The sequence below is a fragment of the Methylobacterium sp. Leaf100 genome (assembly GCF_001422845.1).
Taxonomy (GTDB): Bacteria; Pseudomonadota; Alphaproteobacteria; order Rhizobiales; family Beijerinckiaceae; genus Methylobacterium.
The window spans coordinates 212,218-230,803 of sequence record NZ_LMMW01000061.1 but is presented as its reverse complement, the minus strand read 5'-3'; the positions used below and the strand labels follow the sequence as shown (position 1 = coordinate 230,803).

Sequence of the window (18,586 nt, the reverse complement as noted above, 5' to 3'; positions counted from 1 at the left end):
TCCAGGATGGACGCGGATTCAGAGCGGTTTCCGAACGCGGTAGAGTTCGGCGGGGCGGAACGAGGTGCCGGCCTCGCGGGCCCCCGTCGGTGCCAGCCAGCCGCGGTCGAGCATCCGGCGGCGGAAGCCGGGCTTGTTGAGGGGGATGCCGAGGATCGCCTCGTGCACGTCCTGCAATTGGCGCAGGGTGAAGTGCTCCGGCAGCAGGGCGAAGCCGATCCCGGAATAGTCGAGCTTGCCCCGCAGCCGCAGGATCGCGAGGGCCAGGATGTCGGCGTGGTCGAAGGCGAGGGACAGCGGGCTCCGCCGTTCCCGATCCTGCGCGGAGAATGCCGTGACGGGGCCGCCGGTCTCGCCGGCCCACGGCACCTCGACGATGGCCGCCGACAGCTCCGCCGCGCCGTCCAGGGCCTGCCGGAACGCGGCTTCCGGCAGGAGCGCGAGATAGGCCACGGAGACGATGCGCATGCGCGGGTCCCGGTCGAGGGCACCGAAGGTGTAGAGCTGCTCGAGGTGCGGCCCGGCGATGCCGGCCTTGGCGCGGAGGACGCGTTCGGCGGCCGCGTCGAGGGTCTCGTCCATCCCGACGAAACCGCCGGGCAGCGCCCAGCGATCGGCATGGGGGTGCTCGGTCCGCTTCAGCAGCAGGGCCGCCGGGCGGTCGGCATGGATACTCATCAGCACGAGATCGACGGTGAGCGCCGGGCGCGCGAAGGCGTTCGGATCGTACGCTGCGAGGAACGCGTGCTCAGACATGGCATCACCATATATTTAATCTGCGTATAACTAAGATGCGAATTAGATATATGTCAAGGCATCGCGACCGTAGCGCGTTATGCCGGTTGATCGCTTCGCGATGCGGATGTGGGCTTCGCTCAGGCCGCCCGTGGACCATCGTGGGGACATGAAAGTCGATCGTCCGGGCCGGCCGCCGCGCAAAACCGGGTCTGGCCGACCCATGAGCCCGGGGAGGGCGGCCGGCGCCGCCCAACCAGGGAGACGTCACATGCGCTCGATCTCGATTCTCGTCCTCGTCGGCCTGCTCGGCGGCACGGCTCCGGTTCTCGCCCAGGGGACCGACAGGGCTGCCAGCGGAGGCGGCAATCAGGAGTTCCTCGGCGTCGATCTCGACAATGGCGGGGTCTACTACAACGGCCGCAACTCGGGACGGTACTGCGTCTACCGGACGGTCGAGGTGTTCAACCGCAACACCGGTTATGTCGAGGCGCGCCGCATGCGCCGGTGCGGACGCGGTCTCTACCTGCCGTAGGGAGCGCCATCATGCTGATCGCCCTCTCGCCCCTTCACCTGGCGGTCCTCAGCCTCGCCATCGCGCTGGTTGCAAGGTAATGGCCTTGCGCGCCATGCTCCGGCCGAATTTGCCCTCGACGTCCGGTCGGATACCCACCGAGCGTTCGTCGGAACCCGTCTTCTTCCATGTGGCAAGGAGAGCCCGTGCATGAGGAACAACATAACGGTCCGGAATGCGCGGGCTCGCGCCACCCGCTGGCTCGTGGGGGTTCTCGCCCAGATCACGCTCCTCGCCGGTGCCGTCGAGCCGGTCCGGGCCGCGCCCGATCCCGCCATCTTCTCCGACAATGCCGATTCCGTCGCCGTCGTGATCGGCAACCGCAGCTACAAGCAGACGGTGCCGGTCGACTTCGCGCACAACGATGCCGAGGCGATGCGGGCCTACCTCGTCCAGCGGCTCGGTTACCGCGACACCAACGTGTTCGTCCTCAAGGACGCGACTCTCAACGAGTTCAATCAGGCCTTCGGCACCGAGCGGAACCCGCAATCGGGCCGGCTTTGGCGCAGCGTGCGCGAGGGCCGCTCGAACGTCTTCGTGTATTACTCGGGCCACGGCGTACCGGATCTGGCCACGAAACAGCCCTTCCTGCTGCCGGAGGACGGCAACCCCAACCAGGGCGAGAGCGGCTACAGCCTGGAGACCCTCTACCGCAACCTCGACCTCGTGAAGCGCAAGATCGGCGCCGAGCGCCAGCTCGTGGTGATGGTCGATGCCTGCTTCACCGGCGAGACCGGCCGCAAGGGCGAAAGCCTGCTCGCCGTCTCGGCACCCGGCTTCGCCCCGTCCCGGCCGAAGGCCGAGACCGGAATCGTGCGAATGGTCGCCACCTCCAGTGCGACGCCGGCCAACTGGGACGAGGCGAACCGGCTCGGCCTCCTCACCAGCCGCTTCCTCATGGGCGTCTCTGGGCTGGCCGACGCGACGGATCGGCAGGGCAACGGCGACGGGCAGGTGCAATGGCCCGAGCTGAAACGCTACCTGCGCACGGAGGTCGAGGAGGCCGCGCGCCGCGCCAGCGGCCGCGAGCAGGTGCCGGAGATCGACGATGCGCCCATCGTGCTGAAGGCCTCCCTGCCCGTCGAGGCCGTCGCCAAGGGCGTCGCGGCGGTCCGCGACGAGGCGGCGTGGCGCCGTGCCGAGACCCTCGGCACCCGCGAGGCCGTCGAGGCCTATGTGGGCACCTGCGGCGAGGTCTGCGCCCACAGGCCCCAGGCCATGGAAAGGCTGCTCTCCGGTAAGCGCAGGGACGCGGCAGCCATCGACCAGGAGAACTGGGCTCGGTTCGGCCAGCAGCGGCAGTACCAGGCCTATCTCGATTCCTGCGGCGAGGTCTGTGCCTACCGCAGCCTCGCGGAGGGCTATCTCGGCGGCTCGGACCCGAACGGCGATCCGCGCGTGAAGCGCTGCGACGACCTCGCCGCCGGCACCGACGACCCCGACCGGCCCAAGGGCGTGACGGGGGTGAAGCTCGGGCGGATCGAGGCCAGCGCGGCCATCGAGGCCTGTCGCGCCGCCGCCGCTTCGTACCCGACCCTGCGCCGCCTCGCCTACCAGCTCGGCCGCGCCTACGACAAGTCCGACCGCTACAAGGAGGCCTTCGCGGCCTATGACGGCGCGGCCAAGGCCGGCAGCGTCTCGGCGATGAACAACCTCGCCACGCTCTACGAGAACGGCCAGGGCGTGAAGCGCGCGCAGGCGGAGGCGTTCCGCCTCTACCGGCAGGCCGGCGAGGGCGGCAACCGGGTCGCCCTCGGCAACGCCGCCCGCATGCTCGAATACGGCAACGGCATTCCGAAGAACGAGGCTCAGGCCGTGGCGCTCTACAAGCGCGCGGCGGAAGCCGGCGACGTCGCCTCCATCTCGAAGCTCGTGCCGCACTACGCCACCGGCGCCCACGGGTTTCCGAAGGATCTGCGACAGGGCTTCGACCTGTTCCGTCAGGCCGCCGACAAGGGCGATCCCGTCGCCATGGCGACCATGGCGGCCCTGATCGACAACGGTTTCGGCCGGTACTTCCCGGGGGTCAGCGCCTCCGGCCTGGTGCTGCGGGCGCTCAAGCGCGGCGAACTCGGCGCCGCCTCCGTCTCGGCCACCGACACGGGCGCCCAGAAGCTGAAGCCCGAGACGATCCGCGCCGTCCAGCGCGCCATCAAGGAGGCCGACTACTATTCGGGCGCCCTGGACGGACGCTTCAACCCGGTCTTCGTGCGCGCCCTCGACCAATACGCCAAGGCGAACGAGGCGGAATGAGACGCGCTCGCGCGTTCGGGCTCCTCGCGGCCCTGGTCGGCACGCCCGCCGCCGCCGATCCGGGCACCGCCGCCCTGGCGCCGTTCGTCGATGCCGTCGCCGCCTGCGCCGGCCGGGCCGACCTCCGGCTGGCCGTGGTCGGCGTCGAGCCCGGCCAGACCGCGCTTTCCCGCGAGCAGGCCGAGGAGGTGCGCCTCGCCGTGGAGAGTCGGCTCCAGGCGACGGGCCGGGTGCGCCTCGCGGCGGCGGCCGACGTGGTGCGGATCAAGGCCCTGCGCGAGGGCACCACCGGTCTCTCCGGCGCCGAGGCCGAGGTGCAGATCCGCGAGGCCTTCGCGGGCGACGCCAGCGTGTTCCTGGTGGAGCCCCGCCGGGCCGGCGAGACAGCCGTGTTCCGACTCCAGGCCATCACCCGGAGCGCCGCCTGCAAGGTCACCAGCGAGCCCGTCGTCGTACCGATCCGGGTCGGCGCAGGCGTCGCGGATATCGATGCGGTGATGGAGCTGGCGGTTCGGGCCTTCGCGCAGGCAGCGCCGAATGCCGGCGCCGTCGCGATCTGTCCCTTCGTGGCCGAGGGCGGCCATTCGACCTGCGCGGGCGCGCTGACCGACCGCCTCGTCATCGCCCTGGACGCCGAGGCCCGCTCGGCCAACCGCATCCTGAAGGGCGCCCGCCTCGATGTCCGCCGCAATCCGTCGGGGACGACCTGCGAGGGTCCGGTCACCGCCCGCGGGCGCTTCACCCAGGATCGCGACGCCGGCGGCAATGCCCGTGCCTGGATGGAGCTGGAGTTCCAGCGCGACGGCGCCGTACTGGCGCCCACCGGGCGACGGCGCATCGGCACCGAGGGGCTCGGCTGCGACCCGACCCCCCGCCCCTTCCTCGACCATCTGGCGGCGACGGCCCGGACCGACGGCGGACGCCTCGCGGTCTCCGCCACCGCCACGCCGTTCTCGACGGGGCAGCGCCTGGAGATGCGCATCGAATCGAAGGCCGCTCAGAGCCTCTATTGCTGGGTCGTCGCCCCCGACGAGACCGCCTTCGTCGCCCTGCCGGTGCGCGGCAATCCCGCCTCCTCCGATCCTCTCAAGGCCGGCGACGTCCGGCGCTACCCACGCGGCTACGGGCTCGACGAGATCGTCGCGGGCGCGCCGTTCGAGAACCTGTTCGCCTGCTTCGGGGTCTCGGGCGGCCTGCCGCCGGAACTGGAGGCGCGCTGGCTGGCCGTTGCCCCCGGCATGGAATCCGACGCCAGGCTCCTACAGGCACCCGAGGTGCTCGATCTCGTGGACAGGATCCGGGCGACACCCGGCGTGACCGAGGCGGCGGCACGCATCGTCGTGCGCTGACGGGCGTGCGTTGACGGGCGTGCGTTGACGGGGATGACGGCCGAACGCGTGGGCGGTATCGCTGCACCGTCCGGGACATCGCGGAAGGGATCGTGCGGGGACATGACCGGCGGACACGACGAGCGATGCGCGGCCGACCTCGCCAACGTGTGCGAGGGGCGCGACCTGTCCCGGGAGGATCGGGCCTGGCTCGCGCGCGTCGTGACCGGCGCCGTGCGGCCAAACCGCGACAAGCCGCTCTGGGACCTCGCCCACGCGTTATGTGCCCTCGCCCGGCTCACGTCCGCCCGGGACGGACGCGACCTCGTCTCCCTCGCCCTCGATCCGGGTCTCGCCAGGCCGAACGCCATCGCCGCGCGCTTCGGCGAGGCGCGGGCGGACGGGGTTTGCGCCGACGAACGCGGCCTCGTTTTCGCCGACGGCGCGGGCTGGCGCACCACCTGGGCCGGGCTCGCACGCCTGCTGGCGCTGGCCGAGTTCCTGCTGACGGCGGAGGATCTCGGGCAGTTCGCTCTCCTGTCCGGCTGGTTCGGGGAGCTCGCCGAGACGCCCGATGGCGACGCGGCCCCCCTGTTGGGCAAGCGCCTAGGCCGCCACCTCGCCGCCTACCGCAACGCCCATCTGCCGCTCGCGCCCCTGGAGCGACGCTTCCGCGGGCTCCTCGGTTACCTGCGCGGGCGAGCGGAGTTCGACGACGACGACATCCTCGCGTTCTGGTGCAGCGAGATGGAACAGGGCGAACGGCCGGGCTTCCGCACCATCGCCGAGCACTTCGTCACCTTCGAGGCCGCGGCAGGCCTGCGCAACGGCCTCGACAACCTGACGGCGGCCGATTCCCTCGAAGCGCATGTGGGGTGGGAGGAGCGCCTCGATGCGTCGTTGGCCGACCTCGTCGCGGGCGACCCGGCCGAGACCCTGGTCGATCTTCTCGCCGGCCTGGCGGAAGGCCCCAAGATCCTGACGGGGGCCGAGCGCGACGATCTCGCCGATCTCCTGCGCCTGGAGCCGTTCCACCGCACCCGTCCGCTCACCGCGCTGCGGGCCACGAGCTTCGGGCGGGTCCAGGCGGGCCTGTCCAACCGTCTGCGGCGTGGTGGTGGCGGCCCCGATCTCGCCGAGCGGGTCGCCTGCACGGCGGCCGAGACCTATTCGGTCCTGGCGGAGAGGGTCGCTGCGCTGGCGGCGCATCTCGACCGGATGCTGCGCATCGCGGCGGCACTCCGGGTCCCGGCGGAGGCGGAAGGGCTCGCACCGGAAACGCGTGACGCGCTGGCCGCCGCTCGGGCCGATATCCGGCGGGTCCGGCGCGCCGGGTTCGACGATCCCGCCCGTCTGGCCGAAGGCTTCGCCGCCGCCGATTCGGCCCTCGTGCGGCTCGCCGGAGAGATCGACCGGTTCCAGCGCGCGATCGCCAGATTGGTGCGCCACCGTCCCCTGGAGCCGGCTTTCACGGCAGACCGGGACATCTTCGCGAAAACCTTCGCGCAAGCCTACGTGGCGGAAGCGACGGCATGAACGACGAAGCGGCCCGGCTGCTCGCCGAAATCCACGCCGCGCGTGCCTTGGCGCGTGCCTTGGCGCGCGCTGCGACGCCCGCCACCCGGCCGGGCGTCGCCGCCCTCTGGGCTCACGCCACCCGCGATCCGGGCGGCCCGGTCGATCTCGCGACGGTCCGGGCGATCCGGGCGGACCCCGGGACGGCCCGACGCTACCGCGCGCTCCTCGCCAGCCAGGCGATGGCGCACGCCCCCTTCGCCGTCGCGGCCTCGGACGGCCCCGTCGCGTCGCGCCGCATCGGAGCCTTCACCCTCGAAATCCTGGCCGCGACGGAGGATGCTCCGCCGCTCCTGATCCTCCGGGGCAGCGAAGCCCGGTCGCCACGCCTCATCGAGGTGATCCTGGGAGACGAGACCCTACGGGTCGCGCTGCCGCCCCCCATCGAGGGCGCGATCCTCCTCGCCCTCGATCCGGCGGTCCCGGAGGCGGTTCGCCTCGGGGAGATGCTGCGGGATCCGGCCTGTGCGGCCTTCCTCCTATGATGTCGCGCACATGATCGGCGCCCCGGCATGATCGGCGCCCCGGCATGACGCAGGCCTCGGTTCTCGTGGTTGTGCCGACGACCGGCGGCCCGCTTGTGCTGCGCGGCTTGACTGCGCGCCCCGGCATGCCGACTTCAGCCGCCTTCGCGGTGGGCGATTACCGCCCCCTGCCCTGGTCCGGGGATTACGCGCGGCTCGCGGCCGAAGGCGGCCCGTTGTCCCGCCTACCCGGCATCACCGCCGGGCCCTACGAACTGCGCCTCAGCGGGTCGTTCGACGCCGGGCGCTCGTGGGAGGTGCCCGTTTGCCTCGCCCACGGCCTCGTCGCACACGGCTTTCGATTGACCCCCGAGCCGTCCGAGGCGGATCTCGTGGTCTGGGCGACCGGCGCCGTCGATCTCGACCTCGCTGTCCTGGCCGCCGATTATGCGCTCCTCGACAAGATCGAGCGCTCCCGCGACCTGATGACCGAGGCGGCGCGGGCCGACCTCTACGTCCTTCTCCCCAGCGGTCCCGAAGCCGCGCAGGCCGAACGGATCTTCCGCGCTCTCCCGAGGGCGCGTCCTTCGGCGATCCTGCCGTCCGCATCGATCCCGGCCGCCCTCGCTGCGCTCGTGCGCGGCACCCTGCCGACCGTTGCCACCGCTGGCCGGCGTCGTCGTGCGCCGCCTGCCGTCGCGGCCGGTATCGTGATCGCGACGGCCTTGGTCGCGATCCTCATGGCGCTCGACGGCCATCCGACGAAGGAGCGACCGGAGGCCCCCCCGGCCCTTGCCGAGGTCGACGCGGTCAAGGCTCGACCGGCCACCCTGCCGGATGGCGGCGCGCCGCCGCCAGGCGTGGAGGTCGAGGAACTCGTCGCGCCGGCGGGCTCCTCGTGCCGGCGCGTAGCGTTCGGTGCCGATCCGCCCGAGCGTCGCGCCGTTCCGTCGGAAGCGAGCGGACGCCTGCGCGCGAGCCGGCTCGCCCCGGACCTGTGCGGCCTCGCCTTCCGCCTCGTGCGACCCGGCGCCCGCCTCGCGGTCGACCCGGCCTTGGCCGCCGCCGCCCTGCCGCCGGTGCGCCTTCCCGACGGGGCGCAGGCCTACTTCCTGCGGGAGGGCAGCCGCCAGAACCTCGTCTACGTGGTCCAAGCCCTATCGGAAGCGGGCGCGCCGAGCGCGTCGGATCGTCTCGAACACGCGTTGCGACGGTGATGCTGCAATCACCGGTCGCAGCCGTCGCTTTTTGACGCAGCGTCGGACGGCGGGCATAACGCCGTCGCCGAGAGGAGAACAGGGATGGCCGAGAGCCGCCGAACGCGCCGCTCGATCCTGCGGGGAACCTGCCTGATCCTGACGTTCGCCGTCGCCGAGGGCGCGCAAGCCCAGAGCGTCGGGTTCGATCCCGCCGATTATGGGCGCGCCCAGCTACCTCTGCGACAGACCACCGGCGATGCGGCCTCCTACGTCGACCGCAACAAGGGCGCGTTCGAGCCCATCGCCGAACTCGACCCCAAGGACGCGCTCGCGGCGCTTGCCCGCCCGATCGGCCGGGTGGACATCGTCCTGCGCAACACCCGCAGCGGCCAGACCGTCGGCGCCTCCTGCACGGGCACGCTGCTGCCCGGCGACTACGTGCTGACGAACCACCATTGCCTGCCGCAGGCGGGCGACCTGACCCCGGTGAAGGCGTCGATCCTCATGGATTACCTGACCCTGGACGGGCAGGGCTCGCGGCGCTTCGACCTCGATCCGAAGCCTCTGGAATTCGACCCGCGCCTCGATTTTGCCCTCGCCCGCGTCGCCGGCAACCCGACCGCCATCTACGGATCCGCCCGGCTCTCCGGTGCGGCGGTGTCGGGCAACCGGTCCATGCTCGTCATCCACCATCCCCTCGGGCGGCCGAAGGTGATGAGCCGCTTTCGCTGCTTCGCCGTGAAGGATCAGGGCGAGGGACCCGATCTGCGCCACCGCTGCGACACACTCGGGGGCTCCTCGGGCTCGCTGATGTTCGACGCCTCCGTGGCGGGCGTCGCGCTGCACAAGGAAGGCGGGCTCGACCCGAAGGACCCGTCGAGCTTCAACAACGCCACGCGCCTCTCGGCGATCCTCGGGAAGAGTCGCATCCTGGCGGAGATCGCCGCCACGCAAGGGTATCCGCCCGCGGCCACGACCCCTGCGGCCAGCGCCGCCGCGACCCCACCTCGCCCGCCTGCGGCACCGGCTGCCGCCGCCGACGGCGCCCTCGATCCGGATCGGATGAACGCGATCCTGCGCGGTCGTTGATCGCCGCTAGGAAATTCGACGCATCACACCGGGCCGGGCGGCGAAAACCGCTCTGGTCCGTCCATGGACAGGGTGTGCGGGGCGGGAGCAAGGCCCCGAATATGAAGAGGATCGGACCCCATGCGGATCGATGACGCGCCCGCCCGCCACCTTGAGCCCGTGCGGCTCACCGAGGCCGCCGCCCTCGATCGCGCTGCGCGCGCGCGCTGTGGACGCTCGGGACTGATCCTGGCCCTCACCCTCGCCACCCTGCTCGGTCAGGCGGCCCGCGCCAACCCGCTGACGGAAGTGCCGGGCGCCCGACCCGACGCGGCGCCGCGTGACGGGGTCAGCGAGCGGGCGGAGGGGGCGGTGCGCAACCCCGATGCCACCGCCATCATCCGGTCCCTCGCGCCCTTCGCCGACGGCAACCCGGGTGCCCCGGTGCGGGCCGTCGTGCCCGATGACGGCGGGCCGGCCCTGCGTGTCGATGCAGGCCGCTCGGTCGATCTCACCGTATTCTTCGCCTACGACAGCGCGCGCCTGACGCCCGAAGCGCGCATCCAGCTCGAACCCCTGGGGCAGGCGCTGCGTTCGCCGGATCTCGCCGGTCACGGTTTTCTCATCGCCGGCCACACCGATGCGGCGGGGGCCGCCCCGCACAACCGGCGTCTCTCCCTGGCCCGGGCCAGGGCGGTGAAAGCCCACCTCGTCGAGACCTACGGCATCGCACCGGGGCGCCTACGCGTCCACGGCTGGGGACCGAGCCGCCTGAAGGACCCGACCGCGCCGCTCGCGCGGGTGAACCGCCGCGTCGAGGTGAGCCTGATCGCGCCCGCTCGCACCGGCGTCCTGCGCTTCGTGGTGCCCGTCGCCGAAACGGCTTGCGGCGGCCCGTCCCCCGCCGATCCGCGCCTCAGGGTCGCTCTCGACCTCGACGATTTCGATGCGGCGCCGACGCCGCCAGCCTGCTCCGAATGACCCCGACCCCGAGACTCAGGAGAGAGATGATGCCGCTACTTCGGACCGCCGTGTTCCGCACCGCCGCCCTCGCCGCAATCCTTTCGGCGGGTCTCTCCGGGCTCGTCACGCCGGCCCAGGCGCAGGCAAAGCCCAACATCGTGGTGATGGGCGAAGATGCCGACGAGGATTCGGTGCCGCGCGGCAACCGCATCTTCCAGCGGGTGATCACCGAACTGTCCGAGACGATGAACCTGCGCGGCTACAACGTCTACGACGAGACCGCCGTGGCCATGGGCTTCACCCAGCCCAACCGTGTCCGGCGGCGCGACGCCGAGCTGATCGAGGTCGCCCGCGCCGTACAGAACCCGCCCGTGGACGTGGTGGCGGTGTTCCAGGTCTACGCCTCGGCCTCGAAGTCCGCCTACTCCGACATCGTGCGGCCGGAGGTGCGCATTCCGGGTCGCCTTCTCAACGTGCGGACCGGTCAGTCGCTCGGTGCTTTCGAGGTCGCCGGCGTGCAGCTGCCGCCCCTGCCTCAGGGCTGCGACCGGGAATGCCTTCTCGAGCGGGTCGGGGCCGAGGCGAAGACCATCGCGGCCGATGTCGCGGCGGCCCTGACGGCGAAGCTCGACGGCGTCGTCGCGCCCCGGCGCGGCACCGACGCGGGCGGCCCCGCCTTCACCGCCCCGCCCCTCGCGGGCGGTGCGCCCGCGGCGGTTCCGGGGGGCGAGGCCTGCGGCGGCCTGCCGACGGCCTACACCGTGAAGTTGAGCGGCTTCTCGGCCCAGGAGGTCCAGGCGGCCGAGGAATACATGGCGGCCTTCCGCTGCTACGAGCACCACCGTCCGGTGCGCTCCGGCGGCGCGTCGGCCGAGTACTGGTACGAGACCCGTTCGGATTCGGCGCGTCTCGGCCGCAACCTGCGCCTGATGCTGGAGCACATGAGCGCGCCGGGCCAGGTCCAGTTCTCGGGCAACACCTTCGTCATCAGCCGTGTGGCGACGCGCTGAAGCCCCGGAGTCCCGCCCATGTCGTTTCCGCGCTCCCGCCACGCCGTCCTGCGGCTGCTCGCCCTCCTGGGCCTTCTCGCAGCTCCCGCCCATGCCGCCGAGGCGACGTTTCCGCCCACCGGAGCGGTCGGTCTCGTCCCGCCGCCCGGGATGGTTCCGGCCAAGGCCTTCGCTGGGTTCGAGCACCCCTCCGGCGCCTCGATCGTCATCATCGAGATGCCGGCGGAGGCCTACGGACAGCTCGTCGCCAAATTCACGCCCGAGGCCCTCGGACCGACCGGCTTCGTCGCGAAGGGCATGGGTGAGGGCTTGTCCGTGACAGGGGGCGAGGGCCGGCTCCTGCGCGGCAGCCAATCGGCCAACGGCCTCGCCTACACCAAGTGGATCGCGGTGGTGCGGGGCGGAGCCGGCACCGGCCTCGTCACCGTCCAGGTCCCCGAGGCCGCCCGCCGGCAGGTGCCCGACAAGGCCGTGGAGGCGGCACTCGGGACGATCGCGTTCCGGGCACCCGGCAACGTCGCCGACCAGATCGCGGCCCTGCCCTACTCCGTCGGCGATCTGGCGGGCTTCCGCCCGGTCCGCACCCTGATGGGCAATGCCCTTCTGCTCACCGACGGCCCCAAGGACATCGATCCGGAGGGCGAGCAGGCGATCGTCATCGTGGCGCCCTCGCTGGGCCAGGTTCCGGTCGCGCCCGGCCAGGAAGGCGCCTTCGCCCGCAAGGCCCTGGGCACCATCCGCGAGGTGCGGGACATCGCGGTCACGGACGAGAAGAACTCGACCCTCGGAGGTGCGGCCGTGGTCCGCCTGCGCGGGACCGGCAGCGACACACGGTCCGGCCGGATGATGGGTGTGCACCAGACGATCCGCTTCGATGGCGCAGGGTACCTGCGGGTCATCGGCCTCGCCGGTGCGGACCAGCGGGACGTTCTCGCGCGGATCGATCGCATCGCCGCGTCCATCGCAGTGCGCTGAACCCGAGGAGCCTCGTCATGATCCGTCCGGCAATCCTTCTCACGGGCTCGTTCCTGTGGCTCGGAACGGCAGTCCTCGCAACCGGTGCATCAGAGGCGGACCTCACCGACATCCCCGGCACGACGGCGCAATGCCGGGAGGCCGAGAGCCGCATCGCCTGCCTGCAGACCCTGACGGAGCGAAGCGCCCGGCGGCTCCGGCAGGCCCTGGCGAAGGCGCGGGCGGCCATCGCGCGCAGTCCCACGATCTCCGACGCCGAACGGCCCGCGGCGCGTGAGACCCTCGAGCGGACCCAGCGCGCCTGGCGCATCTACGCGCGCCTGCGCTGCGAGGCGGAGGTCCCGGTCGCCTTCACGGGTGGGACCGGCCGCAACCAAGCCGTGCTGACCTGCCTGCGCGTGCATGATGCGCGCCGCACCGCCGAGCTCGGCGACTTGGCTGGAATCGATTGACGTCGAGGAAGAGGGACGCCCCCATGAGATGGCTCGTTCTCCTGATCGCCTCGCTCGGTGCCGCCGACGCCCGCGCCTGGCAGGCGGCCGATGCGCGCGCGCCGCTCCTCCAGGATTGGGCGGCCCTCAACGCGGCCTGCAGGGGCGGGCGCGGCGACGATCCCCGAACCCTCGATGCCTGTGCGCGGCGCGACGTCGTCGACCGACGGCTCATCGCGGAGGGCTGGTGCTACGGGCGGCCCGGCGACGCCGGGTATCAGCGGGCCTGGCGCCGTTGCACCGATGACCCGCGCGGGCGGCCGTTACGCCCGAACCCGTGACGCCCGAACCCGTGGCACTCGCGGGGCCCGGCGACGCGCCGATTGGACGCCGGAACGCCCGATCTCGAACACGGAGCCCGTCATGACCCCTACGATCCGCCTCGTCTGCGCCCTCCTCCCGCTGCTCTCGTCCGGGGCCCTCGCGCAGGATGCCGGCGCGAGCATCCTACAGGGACTCCAGCAGCAGCAGTTTCAGGGGCTCGATGCGGCGATCGGCGCCCAGTCTGTCGAGGACACCGCACGGTTGCCCCGGGGGGATGCCGAACGTCCGGTCCGCCGCGCGGCCCTTCCGTTCACGACCAGCGCCGAGCTGCGGGCCGCCACGATCGGCCGGCACATCCAGGCCTTGCGGGCGACGAACCCCATCGCCGCGGTCGAAGTCGCACGCGAGATAGCCAAACACGATTACGACGCGATCTTTCGCAGTTTCCTCACCCAGACCGATCTGCGGGCAGACGATGCCGGCGACGTGCTCACGGCCTTCATCGTCCTGCAGTGGATGGTGGCGAACAACGTCGAGGTCGACCCGAGCCCCACTGCCCTGCAGGCGATCCGGCGCCGGATGGTCGAGCCGATTGCGGGCAAGCCGCCCCTGTCGCGACCCGCCACCCGCGCCGCTTTCGCCGAACAGGTGAAGCTGCGCACGGTCCTTCATCATGCTGGCTGGCAGGCGGCCCGGCGCCTGGGGCTGGTGCCCGATTTCCTGGCCGGGTTGTCGAAGGACTTCATCCCGGTGGCGTCCCTGCGGAGCGTCGCCTTCACCGACGAGGGGCTGGTTCCGAAAGGGCGCCGGCCCGGTTCCGCCGGACCAGCCCCGGATGCGGACTCGGCCGGGGGCCGGGCCGGCGCCACCGCGCCGCGGCCCGTCCCCGCTGCCGACGCGGTTGTGTCTAGCCCCGCGCCCCTGGCCGAGCCGCGCCACACCGCGAACTGGTCCGCCGTCGAGGGCGTATACTTCCGGGCCGCCACGGGCGTCGGCGTCGGCGGCATGGTGGTCATCGAGTACGAGCCGCTGATCCTGTTTCGCGACGGCAGCAGCTACGAGATCGACGACGCGGCCCTGGAGGATGTCGACCTGACGGAAGAGCGGATCGCCAAACCCCGCCGGTTCGGGCGCTGGAGCCGCACGGGCAATCGGTTCGTCTTCACCGGGGCGGACGGGAAACCGCAGGACAACACGCTTCAGGGCGGCTCGTTCTTCAAGGCCTATCCGGCCGATGCGGGGGAGCGGGCCATCGCGCGGACTTACCGGCGCCTGTCGGGCGGCGGCAACAGCGCCATGGGGGGCGACGTCATGGTGTCCGTGGCGAGCCGGTACGCGTTTCGTGCGGACGGAACGTATGGGCGCGGCGGCGCCGTGGGGGCCGTCAATTCGGGTGCGACCTCCGGCGCCGGCTCGGCCATGAGCCGACGCGGTGCCCCCGAGGGCGGGCGCTACGTTCTCGACCACCACACCCTGACGCTCATCGGCGAGGACGGGCGAAGCCGGCGGCTGTTCTTCGCCTACGGCTCACGGAAGGACCCGCCGCAGCCGGACCGCGACATGGCCTTCATCGGCGCCAGCGTCTTTTCGCAGCCGGATTGATCCGGGCGGGTATCGCGGGTCGGCCCACCCCGCCCCCATCCGGTGCCGCGAGCTTGCGCCGGCCGGTCCTCATGCGGGATCGGAATAGGGCTGTCCGAGACGGCATTGGACCCCAGGCCCCGACGCGGCGCATCGTATCCGCACAAGGGGAGATCGCGATGCTCGGTGTACTTGGTGGGATGGGTCCGATGGCGACCGTGGACTTCATGGGCAAGGTCGTCCGCAACACCCCGGCCGCCTGCGATCAGGACCATATCCGGATGATCGTCTGCTCGGCGGCCGACATCCCCGACCGCACGGCCGCGATCCTGGGCAAGGGGCCCGATCCCTTCCCGGCCATGCGCGACACCCTGCGGCGGCTCGAGGCGGCGGGTGCGCGCCGGATCGCGATCCCGTGCAACACCGCGCATCGTTGGCACGCCGCCCTGCAGGCCGAAACGTCGCTGCCCATCCTCCACATCGTCGACGCCGTGGCGGACGCCCTCGCAGGCGGAATGGGCGATCGCATCGGTGTGCTGGCGACCCGGGGCACGATCGCGGCGGGCATCTACCCGGAGCGTCTGGCCGCGCGCGGGTTCACGTGCCGGGCACCCGATGCCGCGGGACAGGCCGAAGTGACGCGCGCGATCCGCCTCGTGAAAGCCGGGCACTCGGCAAAAGCCGGGCACTTGGCAGAAGCGCACACGATCCTGGCCGGGCAGGCCGAGGCGCTGATGTCGGCCGGGTGCAGTCGGATCGTCATGGCATGCACGGAAATTCCGGTTGCGCTGGCCTCCGTCGAAGGTCCCCTGGGCACGGCCCTGGTGGATGCTACCGAAGCCCTGGCCCGTGCCTGCGTGCAGGTCTGCCTGCAAGACGATGCGGGCCTGTCGCTGGCCCGTGCCGCCTGAGCCCGCTGGCGCGGCGCAGACGGCCCCGTCCGCCCAGGCGCACGGCCTTCCCCCGAGCGCGGCGATCAGGCGTCTTCGGCGTCCTCGACCCGGTAGCGCAGCCAGACGGTGCCGCCTTCCAGGGTCTCGGTCTGCAGGTGCCGGAGCGCCTTTCCGGCCGCCGGTCGCTCGCCCGGTTCGCCGTGATACTCGAAGATGGTGGGCACGCCCGCGAGGCCGTCGAGGGCCGGCGAGACGAGCAGGCTGACCTCATCGATCAAGCCGGCCTTGAGGAAGGCGCCGTTGATGATGCCGCCACCCTCGAGAAGCAGGGTCCGTACGCCGAAGGCCGCACCCAGGGTGTCCATGGCGGCGGACAGGTCCCGGCCCTCCGGCCCCGCGAACAGGTAGGAGACCCCGTCCTCCCGAAGCTCGGCGAGGTAGGCGTCGGAGACGCCCTCGCCGAGAACCGCCACCACGTGATCGCCGCCGGCATCGTCCCGCCCGTAATGGACCTTGCCGTGCGGATCGATGGCGACGGCCAAATCGCGGCCCTTGCGGTCGCCGAGATGGGTCCGGCGCAGACTGGCCGGGATGGCCGACGGCAGGCGGGGATGTCCCTTGGCGATCTCCGCCATGGTCGTGCGGCCCACGATCCATCCCTCGCCCCCGAGACGTGCGGCGGTCTCCTCGTAGTATCGGTGGACCAAGCCGTCCGCGATACCCGTGGCCGGCGGTGTCCAGCGGCTCGGGTGGAGCCGGCCGTCGATGGAGCTTCCCATGTGACAGATGATTCTCGGGCGCATGGCGGGCCTTCGCCTGTTCTCGGGTTACGGTCGTGTCAGATAGCACGCGGTTCGCTGGCCATGACCCGCGGCGCCCGGTCCGAAAGGTCGACTTTCGGCCCGGATCGCAACCCGACGTCCCGACATCCGCCGCCGTTCCCTGCGCCCTTTCCTCAAGCCGCGTCGGGCAGGCGCGCGAGGAGCTTGTCGAGGGTGATGGGATAGTCCCGCACCCGAATGCCGGTGGCGTTGTGGATGGCGTTGGCGACCGCCGCCGCGGCTCCCGAGATGCCGAGCTCGCCCACGCCCTTGGCCTTCAGCGGTGTGGCGGCGGCATCGACCTCGTCGAGGAAGATCGCGTCGAGGTGCGGGATGTCGGCATGGACCGGGACCTCGTACCCGGCCAGATCGTGGTTGGCGAAGAAGCCGCGCTTCGTGTCGACGGCGAGTTCCTCCATGAGGGCGGCCCCGATGCCCATGGTCATGCCCCCGATGATCTGGCTTCGCGCCGCCTTCGGGTTGAGGATGCGCCCGGCCGCGCACACCGCCAGCATCCGCCGGACCCGGATCTCCGCGGTGTCCACATCCACCCCGACCTCGACGAAGTGGGCGCCGAAGGTCTGGATCGCGAATCGCTTGGTCAGGTCGCCGAACTCCATGGCGTCCTCGGCCACGAGATCGCCTCCGCTCGCGGCCCCGGCGAGGGGTGCGCTCAGATTGCCGGACCGGACGAGGCCGTCCGCGAACACCGCGTCGGCGGAATTGATGCCGAGGCGCTGCGCCACCGTCTCGCGCAGGCGCATGCAGGCCGCGTAGACGCCGGCGGTCGAGGAGGCGGCCCCCCATTGACCACCCGAGCCAGAGCTTTCGGGAAAGGACGAATCCCCCAGCCGAACCACGACACGGTCCAGGGGCAGACCCATCATCTCGGCCGCGGTCTGGGCGATGATGGTGTAGGTGCCGGTGCCGATATCGGTCATGTCGGTTTCGACCGTGACCACGCCGCGGCCATCGAGCCGAACCCGCGCGGCGGACTTCGTCACCGGCGCCCCGCGGATGGCCGAGGCCATGCCGAGGCCGACCCGCCAGCGCCCGTCCCGCACCTGCCCGGGCTTGCCCACGCGCCGGTCCCAGCCGAAGCGCTCGGCGCCCTGACGCAGGCACTCGACCAGCTGCCGCTGCGAGAAGGCGCGCTCCGGCGTCTCGGGATCAACCTGGGTGTCGTTCAGGACGCGGAAAGCGACGGGGTCGAGCCCGAGCTTCTCCGCCATCTCGTCCATGGCGACCTCCAGGGCCATCATGCCGGGGGCCTCGCCCGGCGCCCGCATGGCGCTGCCCTCGGGGAGGTCGAGTTGCGCCAGGTGAAGGCGCGTCATCCGGGCCGCGCCCGCATAGAGCAGCCGGGTCGGAACGACGGCGGCCTCCGGGCGTCCGCCTGCGAGGTTGCCGGACCAGCTCTCGTGGCCGATGGCGGTGATGCGCCCGTCCGCGGTCGCGCCGATGCGGACGCGCTGGATCGTGGCCGGACGGTGGGTGACGTTGTTGGCCATCAGGGGCCGCGTCAGGGCGACCTTGACGGGGCGGCCGGCCGCCCGGGCCCCGAGCGACGCCAGGACCGCGTCGGCGAGGATCGTGCCCTTGCCGCCAAAGCCCCCGCCGATGTAGGGCGAGATCAATCTGACCCGGTCCTTCGGGATGCCCAGGGTCTTGGCGAGGTCGCGCACCCCCCAGTTCATCTGCTGAATCGAGGTCCACAGGGTGAGGCGGTCGCCGTCCCAGGACGCCACGGAGGCATGCAGCTCCATCATCGCGTGGGTCTGGTCGGGCGTCGTGTAGGTCTCGTCGACCCGGAAGGCCGCTGCGGTGAAGGCACCCTCGAAATCCCCGACCTGCGTCTCGGTCGGCCCGCCGAACTGGCCGGGCTTCGGCACCGGGGCGGTCTCCTTCGCCGCCGCGAGATCGAAGCGGCCCGGGGTGGCGACCGCATCGACCCGGATGAGGGCAGCGGCGGCGCGGGCCTGCTCGAAGGTCTCGGCGACCACGACCGCGACGGCCTGATGGTAATGGTCGATGTCCGGCCCCGCGAGCGCCCGGGCGACGTAGAACGCCCCCCGGTCGAGCGGGCCGGCGTTCCGCGCCGTGACGACCGCCAGCACACCGCTGGCGGCCTCCGCACGGGACGTGTCGACGGAGCGGATCCGGCCCTTGGCGATGCCGGCGCCCACGACGAAGCCATGCACGAGGTTCACCTGCGGATCGTGCCAGTCGTTGGCGTAGGGGGCGGTCCCCGTCGTCTTGAACGGACCGTCGATCCGGTCCGTCGGCTTCCCCACGACCACCAGCCGGTCGATGGGGTTCTGGCCCGCGGGTGTCTCGAACTTCATGCCACCGAACCCTGCGCTGAGCCTGTTGCGATGCTGTCTCCCGTCGC

At 71.8% G+C, this 18,586-nt stretch carries 17 protein-coding genes; 14 read left to right on the top strand and 3 right to left on the bottom strand.

Features of this window, described 5'->3' with window-relative positions; all coding sequences use genetic code 11:
- Nucleotides 1-18 precede the first annotated feature (18 nt).
- Nucleotides 19-756, bottom strand: coding sequence for an NUDIX domain-containing protein (locus tag ASF25_RS19670; protein ID WP_056306527.1), 738 nt, complete (start codon nucleotides 754-756; stop codon nucleotides 19-21).
- A 250-nt stretch (nucleotides 757-1,006) separates the two neighbouring features.
- Between ASF25_RS19670 and ASF25_RS19665 the strand changes: the two genes are divergently transcribed.
- The 14 genes from ASF25_RS19665 to ASF25_RS19600 all read left to right on the top strand — a co-directional run bounded on the left by ASF25_RS19665 (nucleotide 1,007) and on the right by ASF25_RS19600 (nucleotide 15,391).
- On the top strand, nucleotides 1,007-1,270 hold the full coding sequence (locus tag ASF25_RS19665) for a hypothetical protein (RefSeq protein WP_056306526.1): 264 nt from the start codon (nucleotides 1,007-1,009) through the stop codon (nucleotides 1,268-1,270).
- 189 nt (nucleotides 1,271-1,459) lie between these two features.
- On the top strand, nucleotides 1,460-3,562 hold the full coding sequence (locus ASF25_RS19660) for a caspase family protein (protein ID WP_056306525.1): 2,103 nt from the start codon (nucleotides 1,460-1,462) through the stop codon (nucleotides 3,560-3,562).
- Complete coding sequence (locus ASF25_RS19655; protein ID WP_056306524.1) at nucleotides 3,559-4,911, top strand: hypothetical protein; 1,353 nt, start codon at nucleotides 3,559-3,561, stop codon at nucleotides 4,909-4,911. Before ASF25_RS19660 ends, ASF25_RS19655 begins: the two co-directional genes overlap by 4 nt.
- A 102-nt stretch (nucleotides 4,912-5,013) precedes the next feature.
- The gene (locus ASF25_RS19650) at nucleotides 5,014-6,426 is read left to right on the top strand and encodes a hypothetical protein (RefSeq protein WP_056306523.1); all 1,413 of its coding nucleotides are present in this window, start codon (nucleotides 5,014-5,016) and stop codon (nucleotides 6,424-6,426) included.
- Nucleotides 6,423-6,950: a hypothetical protein gene (locus ASF25_RS19645; protein WP_056306522.1), complete on the top strand. Its 528-nt coding sequence runs from the start codon at nucleotides 6,423-6,425 to the stop codon at nucleotides 6,948-6,950. Before ASF25_RS19650 ends, ASF25_RS19645 begins: the two co-directional genes overlap by 4 nt.
- A 44-nt stretch (nucleotides 6,951-6,994) precedes the next feature.
- The gene (locus tag ASF25_RS19640; protein WP_056306521.1) at nucleotides 6,995-8,146 is read left to right on the top strand and encodes a hypothetical protein; all 1,152 of its coding nucleotides are present in this window, start codon (nucleotides 6,995-6,997) and stop codon (nucleotides 8,144-8,146) included.
- 84 nt (nucleotides 8,147-8,230) lie between these two features.
- Complete coding sequence (locus ASF25_RS19635) at nucleotides 8,231-9,217, top strand: serine protease (protein WP_056306520.1); 987 nt, start codon at nucleotides 8,231-8,233, stop codon at nucleotides 9,215-9,217.
- 120 nt (nucleotides 9,218-9,337) lie between these two features.
- Nucleotides 9,338-10,177 (top strand): OmpA family protein, encoded by an 840-nt coding sequence (locus ASF25_RS19630; protein WP_082502971.1) that lies wholly within the window; start codon nucleotides 9,338-9,340, stop codon nucleotides 10,175-10,177.
- A 26-nt stretch (nucleotides 10,178-10,203) separates the two neighbouring features.
- Nucleotides 10,204-11,169: a hypothetical protein gene (locus ASF25_RS19625; protein WP_244473108.1), complete on the top strand. Its 966-nt coding sequence runs from the start codon at nucleotides 10,204-10,206 to the stop codon at nucleotides 11,167-11,169.
- Between the two features lie 18 nt (nucleotides 11,170-11,187).
- The gene (locus ASF25_RS19620; RefSeq protein ID WP_056306519.1) at nucleotides 11,188-12,144 is read left to right on the top strand and encodes a hypothetical protein; all 957 of its coding nucleotides are present in this window, start codon (nucleotides 11,188-11,190) and stop codon (nucleotides 12,142-12,144) included.
- A 17-nt stretch (nucleotides 12,145-12,161) separates the two neighbouring features.
- Nucleotides 12,162-12,596: a lysozyme inhibitor LprI family protein gene (locus ASF25_RS19615; protein WP_056167029.1), complete on the top strand. Its 435-nt coding sequence runs from the start codon at nucleotides 12,162-12,164 to the stop codon at nucleotides 12,594-12,596.
- Between the two features lie 23 nt (nucleotides 12,597-12,619).
- Nucleotides 12,620-12,916, top strand: a complete 297-nt coding sequence (locus ASF25_RS19610) for a hypothetical protein (protein ID WP_056306518.1) — start codon at nucleotides 12,620-12,622, stop codon at nucleotides 12,914-12,916.
- An 82-nt stretch (nucleotides 12,917-12,998) separates the two neighbouring features.
- A complete protein-coding gene (locus tag ASF25_RS19605) occupies nucleotides 12,999-14,501 on the top strand; it encodes a hypothetical protein (RefSeq protein ID WP_244473107.1) in 1,503 nt (500 codons plus the stop codon).
- Between the two features lie 158 nt (nucleotides 14,502-14,659).
- Nucleotides 14,660-15,391 carry an amino acid racemase gene (locus ASF25_RS19600; RefSeq protein WP_056306517.1) on the top strand — a complete coding sequence of 244 codons (732 nt, stop codon included), beginning with the start codon at nucleotides 14,660-14,662 and terminating at the stop codon, nucleotides 15,389-15,391.
- Between the two features lie 65 nt (nucleotides 15,392-15,456).
- Here ASF25_RS19600 and ASF25_RS19595 read toward each other — a convergent pair whose 3' ends face one another.
- Both ASF25_RS19595 and paoC read right to left on the bottom strand, forming a co-directional pair.
- Nucleotides 15,457-16,152, bottom strand: coding sequence for a dihydrofolate reductase family protein (locus tag ASF25_RS19595; protein ID WP_056306516.1), 696 nt, complete (start codon nucleotides 16,150-16,152; stop codon nucleotides 15,457-15,459).
- A gap of 176 nt (nucleotides 16,153-16,328) precedes the next feature.
- Nucleotides 16,329-18,539, bottom strand: coding sequence for an aldehyde oxidoreductase molybdenum-binding subunit PaoC (paoC, locus tag ASF25_RS19590; protein WP_056306515.1), 2,211 nt, complete (start codon nucleotides 18,537-18,539; stop codon nucleotides 16,329-16,331).
- Between the last annotated feature and the right edge of the window lie 47 nt (nucleotides 18,540-18,586).